Origin of the sequence: Paenibacillus filicis, assembly GCF_038070315.1 — a bacterium.
Lineage (GTDB): Bacteria > Bacillota > Bacilli > Paenibacillales > NBRC-103111 > Paenibacillus_G > Paenibacillus_G filicis.
This window is the reverse complement of the sequence record NZ_JBBPCC010000006.1, coordinates 167,238-187,095: the sequence shown is the minus strand read 5'-3', so window position 1 is coordinate 187,095 and position 19,858 is coordinate 167,238. Positions and strand designations below refer to the sequence as shown.

At 55.8% G+C, this 19,858-nt stretch carries 25 protein-coding genes and 1 pseudogene; 20 read left to right on the top strand and 6 right to left on the bottom strand.

From position 1 onward, the window contains the following. Positions 1-8: 8 nt before the first annotated feature. Both WMW72_RS11705 and WMW72_RS11700 read right to left on the bottom strand, forming a co-directional pair. Positions 9-440 (bottom strand): hypothetical protein, encoded by a 432-nt coding sequence (locus tag WMW72_RS11705; protein ID WP_341415647.1) that lies wholly within the window; start codon positions 438-440, stop codon positions 9-11. 159 nt (positions 441-599) lie between these two features. Next, a complete protein-coding gene (locus WMW72_RS11700) occupies positions 600-938 on the bottom strand; it encodes an ASCH domain-containing protein (protein ID WP_341415646.1) in 339 nt (112 codons plus the stop codon). A gap of 96 nt (positions 939-1,034) precedes the next feature. Here WMW72_RS11700 and WMW72_RS11695 point away from each other — a divergent pair, with 96 nt between their 5' ends. From WMW72_RS11695 to WMW72_RS11685, 3 genes are all read left to right on the top strand, one after another. Further along, positions 1,035-2,096 carry a M42 family metallopeptidase gene (locus tag WMW72_RS11695; RefSeq protein ID WP_341415645.1) on the top strand — a complete coding sequence of 354 codons (1,062 nt, stop codon included), beginning with the start codon at positions 1,035-1,037 and terminating at the stop codon, positions 2,094-2,096. Between the two features lie 85 nt (positions 2,097-2,181). Then, a complete protein-coding gene (locus tag WMW72_RS11690) occupies positions 2,182-4,125 on the top strand; it encodes an ABC-F family ATP-binding cassette domain-containing protein (protein ID WP_341415644.1) in 1,944 nt (647 codons plus the stop codon). Positions 4,126-4,243: 118 nt separating this feature from the next. After that, positions 4,244-5,857 (top strand): ABC-F family ATP-binding cassette domain-containing protein, encoded by a 1,614-nt coding sequence (locus tag WMW72_RS11685; protein ID WP_341415778.1) that lies wholly within the window; start codon positions 4,244-4,246, stop codon positions 5,855-5,857. A 238-nt stretch (positions 5,858-6,095) separates the two neighbouring features. Here the strand turns inward: WMW72_RS11685 and WMW72_RS11680 are convergent, their stop codons facing one another. After that, on the bottom strand, positions 6,096-6,293 hold the full coding sequence (locus tag WMW72_RS11680) for a hypothetical protein (protein ID WP_341415643.1): 198 nt from the start codon (positions 6,291-6,293) through the stop codon (positions 6,096-6,098). A 93-nt stretch (positions 6,294-6,386) separates the two neighbouring features. Here WMW72_RS11680 and WMW72_RS11675 point away from each other — a divergent pair, with 93 nt between their 5' ends. From WMW72_RS11675 to WMW72_RS11640, 8 genes are all read left to right on the top strand, one after another. Beyond that, positions 6,387-6,719 (top strand): thioredoxin family protein, encoded by a 333-nt coding sequence (locus WMW72_RS11675; RefSeq protein WP_341415642.1) that lies wholly within the window; start codon positions 6,387-6,389, stop codon positions 6,717-6,719. Between the two features lie 34 nt (positions 6,720-6,753). Beyond that, the gene (gene kapB / locus WMW72_RS11670) at positions 6,754-7,137 is read left to right on the top strand and encodes a kinase-associated lipoprotein KapB (protein ID WP_423227537.1); all 384 of its coding nucleotides are present in this window, start codon (positions 6,754-6,756) and stop codon (positions 7,135-7,137) included. A 17-nt stretch (positions 7,138-7,154) separates the two neighbouring features. Beyond that, complete coding sequence (locus WMW72_RS11665) at positions 7,155-8,561, top strand: sensor histidine kinase (RefSeq protein ID WP_341415641.1); 1,407 nt, start codon at positions 7,155-7,157, stop codon at positions 8,559-8,561. A 16-nt stretch (positions 8,562-8,577) separates the two neighbouring features. Next, positions 8,578-9,240: a response regulator transcription factor gene (locus WMW72_RS11660; protein WP_341415640.1), complete on the top strand. Its 663-nt coding sequence runs from the start codon at positions 8,578-8,580 to the stop codon at positions 9,238-9,240. A gap of 69 nt (positions 9,241-9,309) precedes the next feature. Continuing rightward, positions 9,310-10,389 carry a Gfo/Idh/MocA family protein gene (locus WMW72_RS11655; protein WP_341415638.1) on the top strand — a complete coding sequence of 360 codons (1,080 nt, stop codon included), beginning with the start codon at positions 9,310-9,312 and terminating at the stop codon, positions 10,387-10,389. Between the two features lie 4 nt (positions 10,390-10,393). Then, positions 10,394-11,041 carry a trimeric intracellular cation channel family protein gene (locus tag WMW72_RS11650; protein ID WP_341415637.1) on the top strand — a complete coding sequence of 216 codons (648 nt, stop codon included), beginning with the start codon at positions 10,394-10,396 and terminating at the stop codon, positions 11,039-11,041. A gap of 17 nt (positions 11,042-11,058) precedes the next feature. Further along, the gene (locus WMW72_RS11645) at positions 11,059-11,568 is read left to right on the top strand and encodes a hypothetical protein (protein ID WP_341415636.1); all 510 of its coding nucleotides are present in this window, start codon (positions 11,059-11,061) and stop codon (positions 11,566-11,568) included. 85 nt (positions 11,569-11,653) lie between these two features. Then, a complete protein-coding gene (locus WMW72_RS11640) occupies positions 11,654-12,391 on the top strand; it encodes a hypothetical protein (RefSeq protein WP_341415635.1) in 738 nt (245 codons plus the stop codon). 175 nt (positions 12,392-12,566) lie between these two features. Here the strand turns inward: WMW72_RS11640 and WMW72_RS11635 are convergent, their stop codons facing one another. Then, complete coding sequence (locus WMW72_RS11635; protein WP_341415634.1) at positions 12,567-12,995, bottom strand: VOC family protein; 429 nt, start codon at positions 12,993-12,995, stop codon at positions 12,567-12,569. 165 nt (positions 12,996-13,160) lie between these two features. Between WMW72_RS11635 and WMW72_RS11630 the strand changes: the two genes are divergently transcribed. Both WMW72_RS11630 and WMW72_RS11625 read left to right on the top strand, forming a co-directional pair. Further along, positions 13,161-13,421, top strand: a complete 261-nt coding sequence (locus tag WMW72_RS11630) for a response regulator (RefSeq protein WP_341415633.1) — start codon at positions 13,161-13,163, stop codon at positions 13,419-13,421. Between the two features lie 97 nt (positions 13,422-13,518). Beyond that, positions 13,519-14,304 carry an arylamine N-acetyltransferase family protein gene (locus WMW72_RS11625; RefSeq protein ID WP_341415632.1) on the top strand — a complete coding sequence of 262 codons (786 nt, stop codon included), beginning with the start codon at positions 13,519-13,521 and terminating at the stop codon, positions 14,302-14,304. 72 nt (positions 14,305-14,376) lie between these two features. On the opposite strand, the gene WMW72_RS11620 is transcribed toward WMW72_RS11625, so the two are convergent. Continuing rightward, on the bottom strand, positions 14,377-15,078 hold the full coding sequence (locus WMW72_RS11620) for a response regulator transcription factor (protein ID WP_341415631.1): 702 nt from the start codon (positions 15,076-15,078) through the stop codon (positions 14,377-14,379). A 236-nt stretch (positions 15,079-15,314) separates the two neighbouring features. Between WMW72_RS11620 and WMW72_RS11615 the strand changes: the two genes are divergently transcribed. Further along, positions 15,315-15,497 (top strand): aspartyl-phosphate phosphatase Spo0E family protein, encoded by a 183-nt coding sequence (locus WMW72_RS11615; protein ID WP_341415630.1) that lies wholly within the window; start codon positions 15,315-15,317, stop codon positions 15,495-15,497. A 220-nt stretch (positions 15,498-15,717) separates the two neighbouring features. Here the strand turns inward: WMW72_RS11615 and WMW72_RS11610 are convergent, their stop codons facing one another. After that, positions 15,718-16,041, bottom strand: coding sequence for a winged helix-turn-helix transcriptional regulator (locus WMW72_RS11610; protein WP_341415629.1), 324 nt, complete (start codon positions 16,039-16,041; stop codon positions 15,718-15,720). 220 nt (positions 16,042-16,261) lie between these two features. On the opposite strand from WMW72_RS11610, the gene purT reads away from it, so the two are divergent. The 6 genes and pseudogenes from purT (at position 16,262) to WMW72_RS11580 (ending at position 19,845) form a co-directional block, all read left to right on the top strand. Continuing rightward, positions 16,262-17,467 carry a formate-dependent phosphoribosylglycinamide formyltransferase gene (gene purT, locus WMW72_RS11605; protein WP_341415628.1) on the top strand — a complete coding sequence of 402 codons (1,206 nt, stop codon included), beginning with the start codon at positions 16,262-16,264 and terminating at the stop codon, positions 17,465-17,467. After that, complete coding sequence (locus WMW72_RS11600; RefSeq protein ID WP_341415627.1) at positions 17,454-18,194, top strand: TIGR00266 family protein; 741 nt, start codon at positions 17,454-17,456, stop codon at positions 18,192-18,194. Before purT ends, WMW72_RS11600 begins: the two co-directional genes overlap by 14 nt. Before the next feature lie 117 nt (positions 18,195-18,311). Next, entirely contained in the window at positions 18,312-18,584 is a 273-nt protein-coding gene (locus tag WMW72_RS11595) for a hypothetical protein (protein WP_341415626.1), read from the top strand. Between the two features lie 196 nt (positions 18,585-18,780). Next, positions 18,781-18,975, top strand: a pseudogene (locus WMW72_RS11590) (YiaA/YiaB family inner membrane protein); the annotation flags it as partial. Beyond that, positions 18,955-19,215 (top strand): YiaA/YiaB family inner membrane protein, encoded by a 261-nt coding sequence (locus tag WMW72_RS11585; protein ID WP_341415776.1) that lies wholly within the window; start codon positions 18,955-18,957, stop codon positions 19,213-19,215. The pseudogene WMW72_RS11590 and the gene WMW72_RS11585, both read left to right, overlap by 21 nt. A 108-nt stretch (positions 19,216-19,323) precedes the next feature. Next, positions 19,324-19,845: a metallophosphoesterase family protein gene (locus WMW72_RS11580; RefSeq protein WP_341415625.1), complete on the top strand. Its 522-nt coding sequence runs from the start codon at positions 19,324-19,326 to the stop codon at positions 19,843-19,845. Positions 19,846-19,858: the final 13 nt, after the last annotated feature.

Sequence of the window (19,858 nt, the reverse complement as noted above, 5' to 3'; positions counted from 1 at the left end):
GCCCTTGATTACCATAAGGCAGGCTTCATCACCATCAGCCCCAGCATGACAAACAGCACGAACAAATACAGATAAAGCGAACGGCTTAGCTTGCGGACCAGCGCGGTCCGATCGTGTCCGGGCTGGCGCAGACGGCGTATCGTCGGTGAGAATGCCCGCGCCATGAATAACAGCGAGGCGAACAGAACGACGAAGGTACCGAAAATCCAAGGTGTCGTCCACGGGTAGCCGCCGATCCACATCAGGAGCAAGCCGGATGCGACCAGCACATGTCCCGTATGCTTGGACAGCCTGACGACAAAGGTAAATGAGTCCAGATAAGCCTCGAGCCGGTCGCCCTCGGCTGCCGGAAGCTTGCGGAGCATCGGCATCAGTACGAAAAATGGTCCGATGGATACCATCGCGCTGACGACGTGAATAAAGACAAGCCAGGTATACATGAGTGCTAAGACCTCCATGCGGGGAAAATGGGCGGGCGAACAGAGTGTAGCGGGCAGGCCGCATGCGGCCCGGCGGTAAGCCGGACCCAGGCGGCTTGTCCCGCTGCACTGTTTTCAGTTGCAGGGAATAAAGAGACGCGGGCTCAGTCTCGTTAAGGCCTACAGAGCCCGGAACTCGTGAACCCAAACCTTCATCTGCGGCAGCCAAGGCATGCCGGCGTGCAGCGAAGTGATGTACGTCTTATAGGCTTCCACGGTCGGGTAGCCTTCGGACTGAATGATCTCGTCCGTCAGATCGCCTAGCGTCTGCCTGTATACGCGGGTTACCTCAAAGCGCTGACCGCGCAGCTCCATCACTTCACCGGGATCGGCGTAGCGTCCGTTGCGGCGGGTTGACGTTTTCAGACCGCTGAGCACCTTGTCCACGTCGGCTTCGACGGTGATCATACGGTCGATGGTACAGGTTTTGGGTGGTAATGCTTCGGCTTCGATTGACATCGTATTCCTCCTGAATGGGCGATGTGTCCGCCCTTATGCAAATCCATTCCAAAGCTTACACGAATGTAGGCGGCGAATCAAATAGGAGGCTGGAAAATGGGAATGACCCTTAATGAAAATTATATCGTGGAGCTCTTGAAGAAGCTGCTGGAAACACCGAGTCCGACCGGGTATACGAGGGCGATCATGAGTCTGCTCTCCGAGGAAGCCGGTAAGCTTGGCTATGCGATGCAGTTCACGCCCAAGGGCAATGGGATTCTGACGATAGATGGCGCAGAAAGCGGTCCTGCTATCGGACTCAGCGCTCATGTGGACACGCTCGGCGCCATGGTTAGAGCCATCAAGCCGGGCGGTACGCTGCGCTTTACGCTGATCGGCGGCTATATGCTCGGTTCCGTGGAGAATGAGTACTGCACGGTCCATACGCGTGACGGCCGTACATACACGGGGACGATTATGACGACCAAGCCGTCGGTGCATGTCTACGCCGACGCCCGCGACTTCAAGCGCGAGGAAGCGGTCATGGAAGTTCGGCTGGACCAGCAGGTCAAGACGGCAGCCGATGTCAGGGCGATGGGGATTGAGGTTGGGGATTTCATATCCTTCGATCCCCGGGTACAGCTGCTGCCGAGCGGCTATATCAAGTCGCGTCACCTCGACGATAAGGCAGGCGTGGCGGCGGTCTTCGGACTGCTGGAAGGGCTGGCGCGGGAGGGTGTCAAGCCGGCCCGGCCGCTGAAGATTTTGTTCAGCACCTACGAAGAGGTGGGGCACGGGGCGTCCTGGCTGCCCGGTGACATCGCCGAACTGCTTGCGGTGGATATGGGGGCGATGGGCGACGATCTGAGCTGTACGGAGCTCGATGTTTCGATCTGTGCCAAGGACTCGTCGGGCCCCTACGATTATGCGATGACGTCCCGGCTGATCGAGCTGGCCAAGCGGGAAGGGCTGTCCTATGTGGTGGACGTATACCCGCAATACAGCTCTGACGCTTCGGCGGCGCTGCGCGGGGGCAGCAACATCCGGGCGGCGCTGATCGGTCCCGGCGTCCACGCGTCTCACGCGATGGAGCGGACGCATCGGCAGGCGATCGTTCACACGGCCGCCCTGCTAGCCGCTTACGTACAGGAGCCTGCACCGGGCTACCCGCAGGAGTAAGCGACGAAGCAGCGGCTCGGCGTCTCCTCGAAGGAGCAGGCTGCTCGGCCGCTCAGCATCTAGTATTTAGAAAGGGGGAAAGTCCATGAATATTATATCGGTAGACGATTTATATAAAAGCTATGGCGAGAAGGTGCTGTTCGACGGCATCGCGTTCCAGATCAACGAGAAGGAGCGGATCGGTCTTGTCGGCGTCAACGGGACGGGGAAATCGACTTTGCTGCGCGTGATGGCAGGTCTGGAGTCGACTGAGCGCGGGAAATTAACGCATGCGAATCATTTCCATGTGGAATATTTGCCCCAGCAGCCGGAATTCGACATGGATTCCACGGTACTGGATCAGGTGTTTCATGGGGATACCCCACTGATGAAGGCGCTGCGTGAGTACGAGGGGGCGCTGGCCGAGCTGCAGCTCGCTCCGGAGGACGAGAAGCGCCAGTCCAAGCTGTTCGCGGCACAGTCCCGCATGGACGCTACAGGGGCCTGGGATGCCCAGACGACAGCCAAGACCGTACTCTCCAAGCTGGGGATCCGCGACTTCGGGCAGCGCGTCGGCACGCTGTCCGGCGGACAACGCAAGCGGGTTGCGATGGCCCGTGTGCTGATTCAGCCGGCGGATCTGCTCATCCTTGATGAGCCTACCAACCATATCGACCATGAGACGGTCGAATGGCTGGAGGGCTATCTGAGCGCGTGGAAGGGCTCGCTGCTGCTGGTCACGCATGACCGGTATTTCCTTGACCGCGTAACGAACCGGATGTTCGAGCTGGACCGTGGACAGTTGTTCAGCTACGAAGGCAACTATGCGGCTTTCCTGGAGAAGAAGGCCGAGCGGATGGAACGCGAAGCCTCAATGGAGGATAAGCGGCAGAATTTGCTTCGCCGCGAGCTGGCTTGGCTCCGGCGCGGCGCCAAGGCGCGTACGACGAAGCAGAAGGCGAGAATCGACCGTGTCACGGAGCTGCGCGACCGCAAGGTCGGTGGACCGTCCGCCCAGCTCGATATGTCGCTCGGCGCAAGCCGGCTGGGCAAGAAGATCATGGAGCTCGAGGACGTAGGCAAATCCTTCGGCGAGCGCAGACTGATTCGCGACTTCAGCTATATCGTGCTGCCGGAGGACCGGATCGGCATCATCGGGCCGAATGGAACCGGCAAGTCGACCCTGCTGAATATGCTGGCGGGAAGACTGGAACCGGACGAGGGCCAGATTGACACAGGAACCACCGTGAAGCTGGCTTACTACACGCAAGAGAATGTAGAAATGGATGATAAGCAGCGGGCAATCGACTATATCAAGGAAGCGGCCGAAGTGATCCGGACGGCCAGCGGCGAGGCGATTACCGCAGGTCAGATGCTGGAGCGATTCCTGTTTTCGCCCTCCCAGCAATGGACGCCGATCGGCAAGCTGTCAGGCGGCGAACGGCGCCGGCTTTATCTGCTCCGCACGCTGATGGGCGAGCCCAATGTCCTGCTGCTCGATGAGCCGACCAATGATCTGGATATCCAGACGCTCACGATTCTCGAAGAGTATCTGGAAGACTTCCCTGGTGTTGTCATCACCGTGTCCCATGACCGGTACTTCCTCGACCGGACGGTGGATCACTTGTTCGTCTTCGAGGGCGAGGGACATGTACGCAAGTTTTACGGCAATTACTCGGAATATCTGGAGCAGACGAAGCTGGAGCGTCAGCAGGAAGCGGATGCGGCCCGTTCCGTCAAGTCCGCTCCGGCAGCATCCGGGCAGGCTGAACAAGCCGCGCAGCAGGCAGACGGCAAGCGCGACACGGGGCGCCCCAAGAAGCTCTCGTTCAAGGATCAGAAGGAATGGGATGAGATCGAAGGGCGGATTGCCTCAATGGAGGAGCAGCTTGAGCAGGTGAAGCGGAACATCGAGCTGGCTGGCAGCGACTACGGCAAGGTACAGGATTTGTTCCGTGAGGAGCAGACGCTTACCGAGCAGCTGGAGCAGGCGATGGAGCGATGGTCGGAGCTGTCGGAGCTGGTCGAATCGATCGCGGGCAATAAATAACGGCGGTCGCAACATTTCCGTGTGAAATAAGCTCTTGTTATGGTATAATTAACGTTTGGAAGCGCATGGAATTTCAGGGTGCCGCTTCAGTCTATAACCGAAAGTGGGTCAGCAAATTATGATTACGGTAACCGATGTCACCTTACGATACGGCAAACGGGCTCTGTTCGAGGACGTAAACATCAAGTTTACGCCCGGCAACTGCTATGGCCTGATCGGCGCCAACGGCGCAGGCAAGTCGACTTTCCTCAAAATTCTCGCAGGAGAATTGGAGCCGAACAAAGGGGAAGTCAGCATCACACCGGGCGAGCGTATGGCCGTCCTGAAGCAAAACCATTATGAATATGATGAAATTGAAGTTTTGAAAACAGTCATCAAAGGACATACCCGCCTGTTCCAGATCATGGAAGAGAAGGATGCCCTGTATGCCAAAGCCGATTTCTCCGAGGAAGACGGCATGAAGGCCGCCGAACTGGAAGGCGAATTCCAGGATCTCGACGGCTGGCAAGCCGAATCCGATGCGGCGGAATTGCTGCTTGGTCTAGGTATTCCTAAGGATCAGCATGATCTCAAGATGAAGGAGCTCGACGGCAACGAGAAGGTCCGTGTCCTCCTCGCTCAGGCGTTGTTCGGCACCCCGAACATTCTGCTGCTCGATGAGCCTACCAACCATCTGGATATCGAATCGGTGCGCTGGCTGGAGAACTTCCTGTCCCGCTATGAAGGCACCGTTATCGTCGTATCCCATGACCGTCACTTCCTGAACCAGGTATGTACGCATATCGCGGACATCGACTTCAGCAAACTTCAGCTGTACGTGGGCAACTACGACTTCTGGTACGAGTCCAGCCAGCTGGCGCTCAAGCTCGTCCGCGAGCAGAACAAGAAGACCGAAGAGAAACGCAAGGAGCTGGAGGAGTTTATCCGCCGGTTCAGCGCCAATGCCTCCAAGTCCAAGCAGGCGACCTCCCGGAAGAAAACGCTGGAGAAGCTGCAATTGGAGGACATCAAGCCTTCGACTCGTAAATATCCGTTTATCAAATTCACGCCGGAGCGCGAAGCGGGCAAGCAATTGCTGACGATCGAGCGCCTCAGCAAAACGATCGACGGTCAAGTGGTTATCAATGATATTTCCCTGACGATCAATAAAGGCGATAAGATCGCCCTGGTCGGACCGAACGGGATCGCCAAAACGACGCTGTTCCAAATTCTGATGGGTGAGATCGAGGCTGATTCCGGCGAATTCAGCTGGGGGATCACGACGTCTCAAGCCTATTTCCCTAAGGACAACTCCACTTACTTCCAGGATGATGTGAGCCTGGTGGATTGGCTGCGCCAATACTCCAAGGATCAGGACGAATCGTACCTGCGCGGCTTCCTGGGCCGGATGCTGTTCTCGGGCGAGGAAGCTCTGAAGAAAGCAAGCGTGCTGTCCGGGGGCGAGAAGGTCCGCTGCATGCTCTCCAAGATGATGATGAGCGGAGCCAATGTACTGCTGCTTGACGAGCCGACGAACCACTTAGATCTCGAGTCCATCACGGCTCTGAACAACGGAATGATCGATTTTGACGGCACGATGCTGTTCGTCTCGCATGACCATCAGTTCGTCCAAACGGTAGCGAACCGGATCATCGAGCTGACGCCGACCGGACTTATCGACAAGGTCATCTCCTACGACGAATACTTGGAGAATGACGACATCAAGCGCCAGCGCGAGCTTGCTTACGCCTAACGGACGCACCCCTTAGTGAGCCTAGCGAGCTTCCTGCCGGGGGCGGAAGCCTGTTCGGTATGCGGAGCGATCCACGCAGGGGGCCAGTCGCGTCTAGACAGCGCCGGCCCTCTATGCTGCGGAGGCAGGTGCCGGTCAGAGGTCGCCGCATACACCGACAGCTAGGCTGACAACAAGAAAAAGGATGAGTGACCTCCCGGCGGGAGATCCTCATCCTTCTTTCACAACTGTGGCCCGATTAGCTTCCGCCTGTGCGGCGACGCTGGTTGTTCGGTTTCTTGTTGTTCTGGCTGCGCATGGTGGCGTCGCTGCCGGCCCGCTGCTGCGGATTGTTCTTGGCATCGGCTTGAGCTTGCTTCTTCTGGGCCAGCTTCTGCTTCATAGCTTCGGCCAGGCTGATTTTGCGCGGTTCTTCCGGTTGGTTCGTCTCTGACATGATTTAACACCTGCCTGTGGTCAATATAGTTCCATCATACCGATTTGTCCAGCGGTAAGCAACCATCAATCTAGTAAAAGGGAGCGATTTCGCTTGAAATTGCCGGAATGGACCGAGCGGGAGCTGCTGGGTGAGGACCGTGTGCTCAGCATCAGCGAGCACAAGGAAGGTCCCCGGTATGTGCTCCTGTATACCCCCTTCTGCGGAACCTGTCAGGCTGCCAGACGGATGCTTGACGTAGTCGCGGTGATGACGCCCGGGCTGCGGCTTGGGATCGCGGATATTAATCTTTGCCGGGAACTTTCGCGCGAATGGCGCATCGAAAGCGTGCCGTGCCTAGTGGAAACGCATCATGGGCGCGTGCTGCGCAAGCGCTACCGGATGGAGGGTGTCCCCGCTCTGCGGGAATGGCTGCTCCAGCAATAATCGGGCATCTGCCCAAGGAAAGGATGGAAAACCGATGTCCATGCAAGCCTGGAATCCCGGGGATGTAGTCAAAGCCTCGTATAAAACCGGCGAATATATCGGAGAAATCGTCGAGCTGATGAACAGCGGCAAGGTTGCCGTACGCATACTGGCTGTGGCGGGGCATCCCGAGCAAGGGAATCTGCATCATCCGATGGACCCGGATGTGCCATTTTTTCATGAGCGTCGTGCGCTCGCTTACCAGGAGATCGCCTTAATGCCACCGCAGACCGTATCTCCATATCGCGGTGCAGTGCCGGATTACAAGGCATCGCTGCTGCAGGCGCTGGAGCGCGAATACGAACGGCTGGACCGGCTGAGCAGGTGGGCGCAGCGGGGCCAGCAGGAGCTGGAGAAGCTCAGGCAGGAATATACCTAGGACGGAAGTGATCGCTCGTGCTGTTTGTGCTCGTCGGTCTGTGGACCATCGGTCTGCTGCTGATTTTAACAGATCCCAAACGTTCCACGACCCGCTGGATTAGCAGCATAGCTTTTACAGGCGGCTCAGGGGGGCTATCGGCTGTGATTGCGGATCATCTGGTCCCGGCCTTTGCGGAGCGCGGCTGGCTGACGGAGCCGGCGGCCTACGTGCTCGGACGTGCCGAGCTTACGTCGTCTCTGATCTGCTATTACGGACTTCCTTATACATTCCTGATGTTCGCTCTGGTCTACCACCCGAATTATCCGCTCTGGGGCCGGGGGAAGTGGTTGCCGCTCGCTCTGCTTGTGCCTGTAGCCGGCTCACTGTTATTTGATGCCAAGCCCGGAGATCCTATTCCATACGGGTATGTGACGGTATGGGCGACACCTTATATTCTCGCAGGGATCGGGCTGCTGCTGTCGGTGACCTTGCAGGAGCGCAATTCGTTCCTGCGCCGTAACCGGATGCTTGTCACGGCGGCAGCTGTTCCTACGCTGCTGTTTGCCTTATTCACGCTGTATCTGCTGCCTACGTTTTTCGGCATGCATGAGTACTGGCGGTACAATACGTTTCTGATTGCCTTTACGATTGCGGTTATTGTAGGCTCAAGCTTCCGCTATGGGTTCATGGGGCTTCAGATTTCGATTCAGAACCAGAAGCTCGATTACACGCTCCGTGCGATCACCTCGGGAACCTCGATCTTGAACCACGCGATTAAGAATGATGTTGGGAAGATCCGGCTGTTCGGTGAGAAGATCAAGTTCGATGCGGCTGACGGGTTGACGAATGCCGAGGAGCTGACCCGCGATGTCGAGGTGATCATGAAGGCCTCGCAGCATATCTACGATATGATCTATCGCATCCAGGGGCAGACACAGGAGGTCACGCTGCGCACCGAAGAGATACTTCCCGCCGAGTTGATGCGGGAATGCCTGGACATGCTCGCACCGGAGATGCACGGAATCGAAGTCAATGAGCTGTACGCCTACCCGGGGCGGCTGATCGCGGATCGCGCCCAGCTCGGCGAGGTGTGGACCAATGTCCTGACGAATGCGCTGGAGGCGATGCCCCAGGGAGGAACGCTGAGCGTCAAAATCTCGGAAACGAAGCGTAAAATCGTCATTGAGGTGAAGGATAGCGGTCTGGGCATGGAGAAGCATCAGCTCAAGCGGGTATTCGATCCCTTCTACTCCACCAAGAACGGCAAAAAAATGAATTTTGGGCTGGGCCTATCCTATTGCTATGCCATCGTACAGAAGCATAAGGGCACGATGAACATTCACAGCAAGCCGGGCCAGGGAACGAGCGTATTTATGCAGTTTCCGAAGCCTGGGAATGAGAAGATCCGTACCGTAGATGTCGAGGGTCAACGCAGCAGTTGAAAAGGGGGTGAGCACTATGGATGATAACGGAGTCATACGCGTCGTCATTGTAGAGGATGATCCGGAATGGCTGGCGGGACTTAGAAGCTATTTGCGCAAGGAGAAGGATATGGAGGTCGTGGCCACGGCATCCGGCGGCGTAGAGGCCGTCAAGCTGCTGGAGACGCTGGAGGCCGATGTCGTGCTGATGGACATTATGATGTCTGACAGCCCGGAGGGTCTCTGGGCAGCGGCCGAGATCGTCAAGTGCAGCGGAGCGAGGGTGATCATGCTGTCCTCGATGGAAGAGAAGGATATGATCTTCGAGGCGTTCAAGGCCGGAGCTGTCGATTACATGGTGAAGTCGAACTTCGCGGAGATTCCCCAGATGATCCGCAGTGCTTATGCGAATCGAAGCGCCATCCACCCGAGTGTGGCGGAGCAGATGCGGGAGGAATTCCGCCGTCTTAAGCAGCTGGAGCATGAGGTCCGGGTGAAGGAGCTGCGCGATCTGCTCACGCCAACCGAGGTGCAGGTGCTGGATTTGATCGAGAAGGGCCATACGCAGACGCAGATTGCCGACAAATTCGTTGTCTCGATCCGCACGGTCAAGGTGCATGTCGGAAACATCCTGAAGAAGCTCGGCGGCAAGAGCAGCAAAGAGGCTGCGCAGAAAGCAAAAGATATGGGCATCCTCTAGTTTCTTGTGATATAGTAGGTACGAAATTTATAAATAGAATCAGACGAACAGGTGGAGGAATCAATCGCGATGGCTGCAAATGATCAAATCCAAATCGGTATTATCGGCGCCGGCGGTATCGGCAATGAGCACATTAAGGGCTTCCAGGCTACGGAAGGCGCGGTCGTACATGCGATCACGGACGTGTTCCAGCCGCTCGCTATCGAGCGGGCCAGCCAGTACGGCATCCCGAAGGTCTATGCGACCTATAAGGAGCTGTTGGCCGATCCCGGCATCGACGCTGTCGTCGTCGCTGTTCCCAATGATGTCCACGCTCCGATCGCCATCGAGGCACTGGAGGCCGGCAAGCATGTATTGCTGGAGAAGCCGATGGCCCTGAATGCCGCTTCCGCCAAGCAAATCGTCAAGGCTTACCTGAAGTCCGGCAAAGTGCTGATGATGTCGCACCAGAACCGGTGGGAAGCGATCTATCTTCAAGCCAAGGAGCAAATCGACAAGGGAGCTCTCGGCCATATCTACAACGCCAAGACGGGCTGGATGCGCCGCAAGGGTATTCCGGGCTGGGGCACGTGGTTCACGCAAATGCACAAGTCGGGCGGAGGCCCGCTTATCGATATCGGGGTTCATATGCTCGACTTGACCCTGCACTTTATGGGCGGCCCTAAGCCAGTGTCGGTCTTCGGCTCCACCTATGCCGAGTTCGGACCGCACAAGAAGGGGATCGGCAATTGGGGCAAGCCGGATTGGAACGGCTTCTACGATGTGGAGGATCTCGCCTCCGCATTGATCAAGCTGGAGAACGGCAGCACCATTACGCTCGACGTCAGTTGGGCGGCGCACACTTCGTTCCAGGACAACGGTCCTTACATCCATCTGATGGGAACGCAGGGCGGAGCTTCGCTAAATCCGAAGCAGGGCACCCTGCATACGGAGCTGTTCGACAGGACGGCTGATGTATCGCTGTCCTTCCCTGAGGGAGATACCGGCCCTCGTCTGCGGATGAATGCGCACTTTCTGGAATGCGTAAGAGAGGGACGCGAGCCTATAACGTCTGCTATATCCGGACTTGCTAATAGCCTGGTACTGGAAGCCATCTACGAATCGTCCCGGACGGGGCAACTGGTCAATCTGGATTGGAGTCTCGATTAATCCCATGGACGAGCTGCTTCAACTGAATTTACAGCTATTCAGCATGATCGGCACGATCGCGTTCGCCATTTCGGGTGCGGTCGTAGCTATGGAAGAGGAATACGATATCCTCGGGGTATTCGTACTGGCCCTCGTCACCGCATTCGGTGGCGGGGTCGTTCGCAATGTATTGATCGGCATCCCGGTCACGACCTTATGGGAGCAAGGGAATTTATTCATCACCGCACTCGTCGCTGCTTTTCTTGTCTTTATCGTACCCGTAAGCTGGATTCGCCGGTGGAAGACCTGGGAGTCTTTATTCGATGCGATCGGTTTGGCTGCCTTCGCGATTCAGGGAGCCCTGTACGCCAAGCAGATGAATGTGCCGCTGTCGGCGGTTATGGTAGCTGCAATGCTGACGGGGATCGGAGGCGGGATGATCCGCGACGTGCTCGCCGGACGCAAGCCGCTCGTGCTGCGTGATGAGATTTACGCCGTATGGGCGATGCTGGCAGGTTTGATGATCGGTCTGGGATGGGTTCAGGGGTCTTGGCAGCTGCTGGTGCTGTTCGTCTTCGTGGTGGCTCTGCGGATGCTGTCGGTCATACGCAAGTGGCGGCTGCCGCGGCGTGCGCTGAAGCTGAGCGACGAACCGTCCATGGAAAAAAGCTAGCCATCTCGAAGGGAGTTGTGAGAGCAGTTATGGAACAGGGAGCGGATATGTCTTGGAAGGAATGGAAACTCATATCCCCCGAGTCCATGCAGGAGCGTCTGGAGACGGTACGCACCCTGCGGGAGGATGGACTGGAGCTGTATGAGATCGGCAAGGACCGGGTGACCGGGGAGCATTACCTGCATTATGCCTATCTTCATCGCAATATCGCCGGAATTGGAACAGAGGGACAGGAGGAAATATTCCATCAGCTGCTTCCACTGGATTCCGACGATGTACTGGGGATTTTATTCAGTGAACAGGCCTATGCGTACCCTGAGCATTGGCATAAGCCGTTCTTGCGCAACGGGCCTGACGGGGATTATGTCTGGTTCGATCCTTCCTACGCTGAGGAGGAAGGTGATTATGAGGCGCTTGGACAGCAAATTATGGACGAGCTGGCCAAGTTCAAAGCCCAGGGCGACTTATCCGAGGATGCGGTAGAGCGCCTGCTCAAACGGCTGGAGAGCGATTCGGGCGACAAATAAGAGGGGTCTGCGCATAATTTCCTGAAAGTGTCTCATCCTAAACCTGGAGTCTCCACATGCAGGAGCGACAGGAGGGATAGGCAGGATGAAGGTTATTATCACCGGCAAGACCGTTCAGGCGCTCGGGCTGGCTGCTGCGGCAGGGCTGCTGCTGGCCGGCTGCGGGAGCGGCAGCGGTTCTACCAGCGGAGGACAGGGCTCAGGGCTGGCGGATCATCGCCAGCACGCGCTGTATGACCGGGACTCGCGTAATAACGAGGACCCTTCGCTCGGCGTGAAGGAGCGCTGGGTGCAGGACCAAGAGAACCGTAAGGAGCCGGAGTACAACGGCAGAACCCAGCTCGACATGACCAACCGCCATCTGGCGGGGACCATGGCCTTCGACCCTGGGGTTGCCGCTAAGATCGCCGAGCTGCCTGGCGTACAGGCCGCCCAGGTGCTGATGACGGAGGTCAATGCGTACGTGGCTGTCGTGCTGGACGGACACAATCCGGACCAGGAAGCGAACCCGGATACGATGAGCCACCGGATTACCGCCAAGGGCGGGTCTGGGTTGTTCGCGGCCGGCTCGCCGACCCGGTTGTCCTGGACGGAAAACGGAGGCCTGGGCCACACCAAGGCGGACGAGATCCGTAAGCTAGTGCTGTCTCAGGCTCCGACGAATATTCAGGATGTCTATGTGTCCGCCAACCCGAATTTCGTGCAGCGCGTCCGCGTGTATGCCCAAGCCGAGCAGGAGCCGGGAAGCTTCACGCCTTATCTGAATGAATTCAATACGATGATTCAGCATGTATTTCCCGACAACGCCGATACCCGCAAGTAGCGGTAATCCCGCACAGACGCACCTCAAGCCTTCTATTCCCCGAGTGGTGGAACAGAAGGCTTTTTTTCAAGCAAGCGCATGATACGCAGCACGGCATACCCGGGGGTTGAGTAAATCGCTTAGTTACCCAGGGGCTGTTGGGCCGAACACGATCTTCTGGACTCCGATAACCCTGTTACTCGGTTGCCCGTCTGGTAAAAAGCTGAAACACAACGCCGAACTTATCCGTCACCATGCCATAAGCCGGGCTGAAGTAGATCGGGCCTAGTGGAATATGGACTTGACCTCCCTGCAGCAGCGCATCATAAAATCGTCTCGAGGTTTGCTCATTGTCTGCCGTGATGCAAATATTCAGCAGATTGCCGGGCTGGACCTTCTGTCCGGGCAGTACGTCGGATACGAATAATTGCGCTCCGTCTATGAGCAGTACCGAGTGGGCGATGCGTGCCTTGGCCTCTTCAGACAGGGAGGATTCAGCGTCGTCGGGCGCTTCACCTATCGTTTGGCAGAACACGACCTGGGCACCCAAGGCTTCTTCGTAAAAACGGATGGCTTCCCGGGCATGCCCGTCCAGCATAATAAAGGGGGTAAATTGTAGACTCATGAACAACAGCTCCTTGGATTGGAATGGTTTCAGTGTAAATCGGAACGATGACAACTTCTGTCACGGTTATAAAAAAAGATTCTTTTAAAACCAAATTTAACTTTTTATCGCTAGACGTATGGCCTAGAATGAAAGGAATATCGCTTGAGGTGGAGATGCTTGCGTGTGAAAAGCATTTTATATATCGAAGACGATCTGGAGATCGGAGAATGGGTGAAGAAGGACTGGGAGCGGCGGGGATATGGCGTCGACTGGCGGACAACAGGGCGGGGGAGGGCGCATGCGTTGCTGGCGATGATACCCAGCGGTGTACATGCATATGTAGCATTTCAACTATCGGCAGGCTCCCTGTTCGGGATAATAGGGGGCAGCTTCGTTTTATTCCTGGCTTCAAGTTTGATTTATTTCTCAAAGAAAGCCATTTAACCCAAAAACCGGTCCGCTATCGTTCTTCCCGTGATATACTGAAGAGGATTTCTGCATAGGCAGAAAGACCACTCTAATAGAGCGAGGAATCGAGACGATGACAGACAACCAGTTGGACGTAAAGCCTGAGGTTCGGACCTACCTGGACCGCATAGGATACGATGGGCCCTGTGATAACAGCCTGAGAACCCTTGAGCTGCTGCAGGAATGTCATCTGCATGCCGTACCTTATGAAAATCTGGACATTATCCATGGCATTCCTTTATCCCTGGAGATTCCGAAATTGTATGACAAGATCGTCGCTCGCCGGCGCGGCGGCTACTGCTTCGAATTGAACGCGCTGTTCAGCTGGCTGTTGACGGAGCTGGGGTTCAAAGTGACTTCCTTGTTCGCCAGATTCTGGCGAGACGTGCCGGAGAGCCCGCCTATGCGCAGACACCAGATCCTGCTGGTGGAGGCGGAAGGGAGCTTGTATGTATGCGATGTGGGCGTGGGCAGTGTTGTACCTCGATGGCCTATACGGCTTGAGGAGCGCCTGGAGCACGTACAGGGCACCGAAACGTACCAGCTTGAGCGGGATGCAGACTTCGGCTGGGTGCTGTGCGAGAGCAAGAACGGGGAGTGGAGATGGATCTATTCCTTCACGGAGGAGCCCCAACTGCCTATAGACTACATCATGGCCTCTTACTGGAGCGAGCATGCGCCGGAATCTGTATTTACCAAGCAGGCTATAGTCGCCATCCGGACGAAAGAGGGCAGGAATTCAATGCTGGGTCAGGAATTGCGCGTGTTCACCGACGAAGGCGTGCAGGTCTTAACCCTGGCCTCTCCGGAGGAGTGCAGTGATGCTTGGCGTACGTACTTCGGCATTGTTATAAGCTAGAGCTACAGAAAAACCTTCCGAACCTGATGGATGATCGGAAGGCTTTTCTGCGTACCCGGCGGTGTTAGCGGCCTACATTTCGAATTTATACCCGACGCCCCATACGGTCTTGATATGCTTAGGCTCTTTGGGCTCAGCTTCCACTTTCTTGCGCAGGTTAGTGATGTGAACATCGACGGATCTTTCGGTGACGAAGGAGTCGATCCCCCGAATCTTATTCAGCAATTCCTCGCGGGAGAACACCTTGCCCGGATGAAGCCAGAAGTTTTTCATAATTTCAAATTCCGAGTAGGTCGTGTCGATTGGCTGCTTGTGGATGAAAATACAACGCTTCTCCATATCGAGCACGATTTCCCTGGTGTCTTCAACCAGGGGCTCGCTGGCCGCAGCCGCCTGGTGGTTCTGTTGGGTCAGAGCGGAGCGCCGCAGCAGAGCGGTTGTCCGTGCAGCCAGCTCCCTCATGCTGAAGGGCTTGCACAAGTAATCGTCTGCCCCGTTCATCAGGGCGTTGACACGCTCAGATACTTCATTCTTGGCGGAGACGATCATGACCGGGACCGAAGAGACCGTCCGGAGCTGCTTGCACAGCTCGATGCCGTTCGTGTCCGGGAGCATCAGATCGAGAATGATGACATCCGGATGATACTTGTTGAAGAGCTTGATTCCCTCTTGCCCGTCAGCGGCCAGGTTGACCGTGTAACCTTCTTCGCTCAAATAAATGGACATCATATCTGCGATACTATGATCATCTTCAACCAGCAATATTCTAGACATGACAGCCACCTCAACTATCAAAAATATTAGGAATTTGTTAGAAATATTCATACTTTTCAAATTCCGGACTGTAACTTTCCAAAATATTAGGAGTCATACTATAAAATAGTAGGGCAATACGTGATTTCCATCATTTAGAAATGGTTAAAAATCATGTAAAGATAATAAAAAGTCAAACCAAGCTTGAGCCGTGGTTCGCAACCACGAACGCATGAATAGGGGAGGCGATCTTGATCATGACAAGTGTTCGTTTGGAACGTCAAATTCGCAAATGCGTTGAGGATCTCAACGATCTTGTATGCGGCCAAGGCCTGCTGTTAACCGATCCCAGCGTTGTAAGCAAAAGCATGGAGCTGGACCGTCTGATTCTCAGGGCCATGTACAAGCAGAAGCCTGCTCCAGTGCGCAGAACATCCTGAGCTCGTCCGGAACTTAGGCATGATCTTGTAAAAACATGGCCGTACTTAGGTATAGCCGCGACTGTTGCCACTATGTAGTACATCACGGCATAGATGAGACGATCCGGGAGGGATCGTCTTTTTCAATGGAGCCCCATGTACGCCGCTTAGTAGCCGTGCCGTATGCTTGCGGAAGCGCTTTAGGAGAATAACCCTGGTCAAGAAGAAGGAAGAAGCGCGGCTACTCCTTGAAGCACCACGTTTCTCCCCAATGCTGCACGGCATCCATGACCGGCTGCAGCGCCTTGCCTTTTTCCGTTAGTTGATATTCGATTCTCACGGGTGTTTCCGGGTAGACATGCCGGCTGATGACGCCGACGGCCTCAAGCTCCTTGAACCGCTCCGCTAGCATCCGGTCGCTCATGCCTGGGATCATTTCCGAAATATCCTTAAATCTCCGTGGACCTTGCAGCAGCCCCCGGACGATCAATCCTGTCCATCTTTTCCCCAGAATTTCAAAAGCCGCTTCAAACCTCGGACACATCGTTTGCGGATGATCTGACATCGTACTCACCTCTTCTGTATTCATTTTAACATAAGTTACTTCATTTAAGTAAGATTTTTGTGTGCCGGATTGCGTCTATTCGATGGATTTTCGCCTGGAAAGGGCATAGAAGGGCGAAGGGCTTCCGGTATTTACATAATTTCAGTTGAAAAAAAGAAACAAATCCAGTATAAATGCGATAGGAGTCAGCCCATATTACCGACAGGAGGAATTTGGATTCATGTACGGAGCACCCCATGCAGGACAAGCCAAGAGAATGCTGCTGCTCGGCTCTGGCGAGCTGGGCAAGGAGGTTGTGATGGAAGCGCAGCGACTGGGAATCGAGACGATCGCGGTAGACCGGTACGCCGATGCCCCGGCTATGCAGGTCGCTCATCGGTTCCATGTGATCGACATGCTGGACGGAGAAGCGCTGCGCCGCGTGATCGAATCGGAGCGCCCGGATCTGATCGTTCCCGAGATCGAGGCCATTGCAACCCAGACGCTCGTGGAGCTGGAGGCGGAAGGCTATAAGGTCGTGCCTACGGCAAATGCTGCCCGTCTAACGATGGACCGCGAGGGAATCCGCCGGCTGGCTGCAGAGACGCTGGGGCTCCCAACCGCTCGGTATGCATTTGCCGATAGTCTTGATGAGCTGAAAGCTGCTGTAGCGGAGATCGGAACGCCTTGCGTCATCAAGCCGATCATGAGCTCCTCAGGCAAAGGCCAGAGCGTATGCCGCACGCCGGAAGATGTCGAGGCTTCCTGGAATTACGCGATGGAGGGCGGACGCGCCAAGAAAACCCGGGTTATTGTCGAGGAGTTCATTCGCTTCGACTCGGAGATCACGCTGCTGACGGTCCGCTCGGTCAGCGGAACAACGTACTGTGCGCCGATCGGTCACATCCAGAAGGATGGGGACTACATCGAGTCGTGGCAGCCTCATGAGATGAGCGAAGCGCAGATCCAAGAGGCGCAGCAGATCGCAGGCGCGATAACGGAAGCGCTCGGCGGGTATGGACTGTATGGCGTAGAGCTGTTCCTGGCGCCAGATCGTGTCTACTTCAGCGAGGTCAGCCCGCGTCCGCATGACACGGGCATGGTGACGATGGCTACGCAGGACTTGTCTGAATTCGCGCTGCATGTAAGGGCGATTCTGGGCTTCCCTGTACCCGGCGTCCGGTTGCTGACGCCAGGAGCTTCGTATACGCTGAAGGCGGACCGGGATAGCCGGAACTTCCGCATCGGAGGCCTCGAGGAGGCGCTGTCCTTGCCCAATACGCAAGTGCGTGTGTTCGGCAAGCCGGAGACGAAGCCGGGCCGCCGGATGGCGGTGGCGCTCGCCTCTGCGGAGCAGGTAGAGGAAGCTAGAGCACGTGCCAAGCAAGCAGCGAGTCTGTTACGTATCGATTATTCGACAGGGAGCGGATTCCATGAACGCGCATGAGATTGATTACCGGATCGAAGGCACCGAGATGCAGTTTGTCGAAATCGAGCTGGACCCGGGCGAAAGTGTGATCGCCGAAGCGGGCAGTATGATGATGATGGACCAGAACATCGCGATGGAAACGATCTTCGGCGACGGCAGTGATCAGGGCAAGGGAGTGATGGGCAAGCTGTTCGGGGCTGGCAAACGCCTGCTGACTGGAGAGAGCCTGTTTATGACCTTGTTTACGAATCGGGGACAAGGCAAGGAGCGGGTCAACTTCGCTTCGCCCTATCCGGGACGCATTCTCCCGATGGATTTGTCCGAGCTGAACGGCAAGCTGATCTGTCAGAAGGATGCTTTCCTCTGTGCGGCCAAGGGCGTATCGATCGGTATTGATTTTCAGCGCAAGCTGGGAACCGGCTTCTTCGGTGGCGAAGGATTTATTATGCAAAAAATCGAAGGCGACGGCATGGCCTTCGTTCATGCCGGGGGCACCATCTGCGAGCGTGTATTAAGCCCTGGTGAGCTAATTCGCGTCGATACGGGATGTCTCGTGGCGATGACGCAGGATATCGATTATGACATCGAGTTCGTGAAGGGCGTCAAAACCGCACTGTTCGGGGGAGAGGGCTTGTTCTTCGCGACCCTGCGCGGACCCGGGCGGGTATGGATTCAATCCTTGCCGTTCAGCCGTCTCGCCGACCGGGTTTTGAGTGCCTCAAGGCCAGGCAGCCGGAAGGAATAGGGTCATATCTTGTACGGACTCGGCAATTTGCTTGACGGCGGCCGTTAAGAACGTTATCATTCATAATACAGGTTTTTTTGACTCTCAATATTGCATAGTGGAAAAGGAGTGCTGAAGATGGCATATAACCCACAGGTCGTCGATGCCAAAATCGTCAGCCACAATCCGAAGAATGGATTGTTCGAGATCGTAGCCCAACTCAAGGACCGGACGGTGTGCCGTCTTATCTACGGTACGGACGCAACCGGCACCCTGCAGCCGACTCATATCAACAGGCTGCTCAAGGAACCTTGCCCGATTTGCCGCAAGGACTTCTTGTGCAATTGCATGTCCAAGTTCAAGGGAACGATCTCCGAGCAAGCGCTGGAGATTGCAGGCAACCCGAGCTGACGCAGACCGTCAGCTGCATAGCGAATGAAGACCCGCCGGAGAACCGGCGGGTTTTTTCTGTTCTCAACTAAGCTGTGGAGGAAGTACTACATAAAGATAGTACTGGTCGACTTCCGAAAAACTGGTAAGATACAACTATAAGCATCAGGTCCTAAAAGCTTATCATAAAACTTGAAAATAAGAGGAGCTGGAACACATGAAAAAACGGAACACAGGAGCCTTTACCTTCTTAGCTTGGGCATCATTCGGATTTGCCTTGCTGGCGATGTTCATCGGGATCTATACGCTGGAAGAGGCTTTATCGGTCAAAGGGTACTACGCGGTCAGCGCTCTGTATCTGACGATGGCATCCTTCGTCCTGCAGAAAACAATCCGCGATAACCAGGATGATGCCGCTGAAGGCCGCAGAAGAAACACGGGAGCGTTCACTTTTCTCTCCTGGGCCGCCTTCGCTACCGCACTGATCGCGATGTTCATTGGGATTGTCAATCTGAATCAGCCGCTGTCGGTGCAGGGCTTCTACGCGGTGACGGCTTTGTTCCTGACAATGTCCTCCTTCGTTCTACAGAAAACCGTGCGGGATAACAAAGAAGATCAGGATACAAACGGGCACTCTGAGATTATGGAATAAAAGAGGCTTGGCCGATCTTTAGAGCCCTCCGACTTGCCGGACGGCTCTTTTGTTCTTCTCCGGAGAATTATGGTAGAATAAGGGCTATAGCCGCAAAGGAGATGACGTATGCGTATCGGTATCGTGTCCGACACACACTTATACGACCACAAGCCTGAACTTCCGGCTGCGTTAGTCGATGGGCTGCGCGGGGTGGATCTGATCCTTCATGCCGGAGACTGGATTGCGGAGTCCATCGCCGAACGCCTGGCCGCTATTGCTCCTATTGATGGAGTGGCCGGCAATAATGACGGGGCGGACATGATGCGCCGTTTCGGCAGGCGGAAGATCCTGGAGCTGGCTGGCTACCGGATCGGTCTGGTCCATGGGGACGGAGGGCGCTCGACGCCCGATACGGCGTTCCAGGCATTCTGCGACGCCGACGGCAAGCCGACGACCGACATTATCCTGTTCGGACATTCGCATATCCCGTTCTCGGAAATGCGCGGAGGCGTTCTGCTATTTAATCCGGGTTCGCCCACCGACAAGCGGCGTCAACCTTTATATTCGTATGGCATTCTGGAGCTGACCGATCAGATCGGAGCCCAGCATTTTTATTATGCGGACCGTAGTCCGCCAATTCATTCATAAGATGGAGGAGATT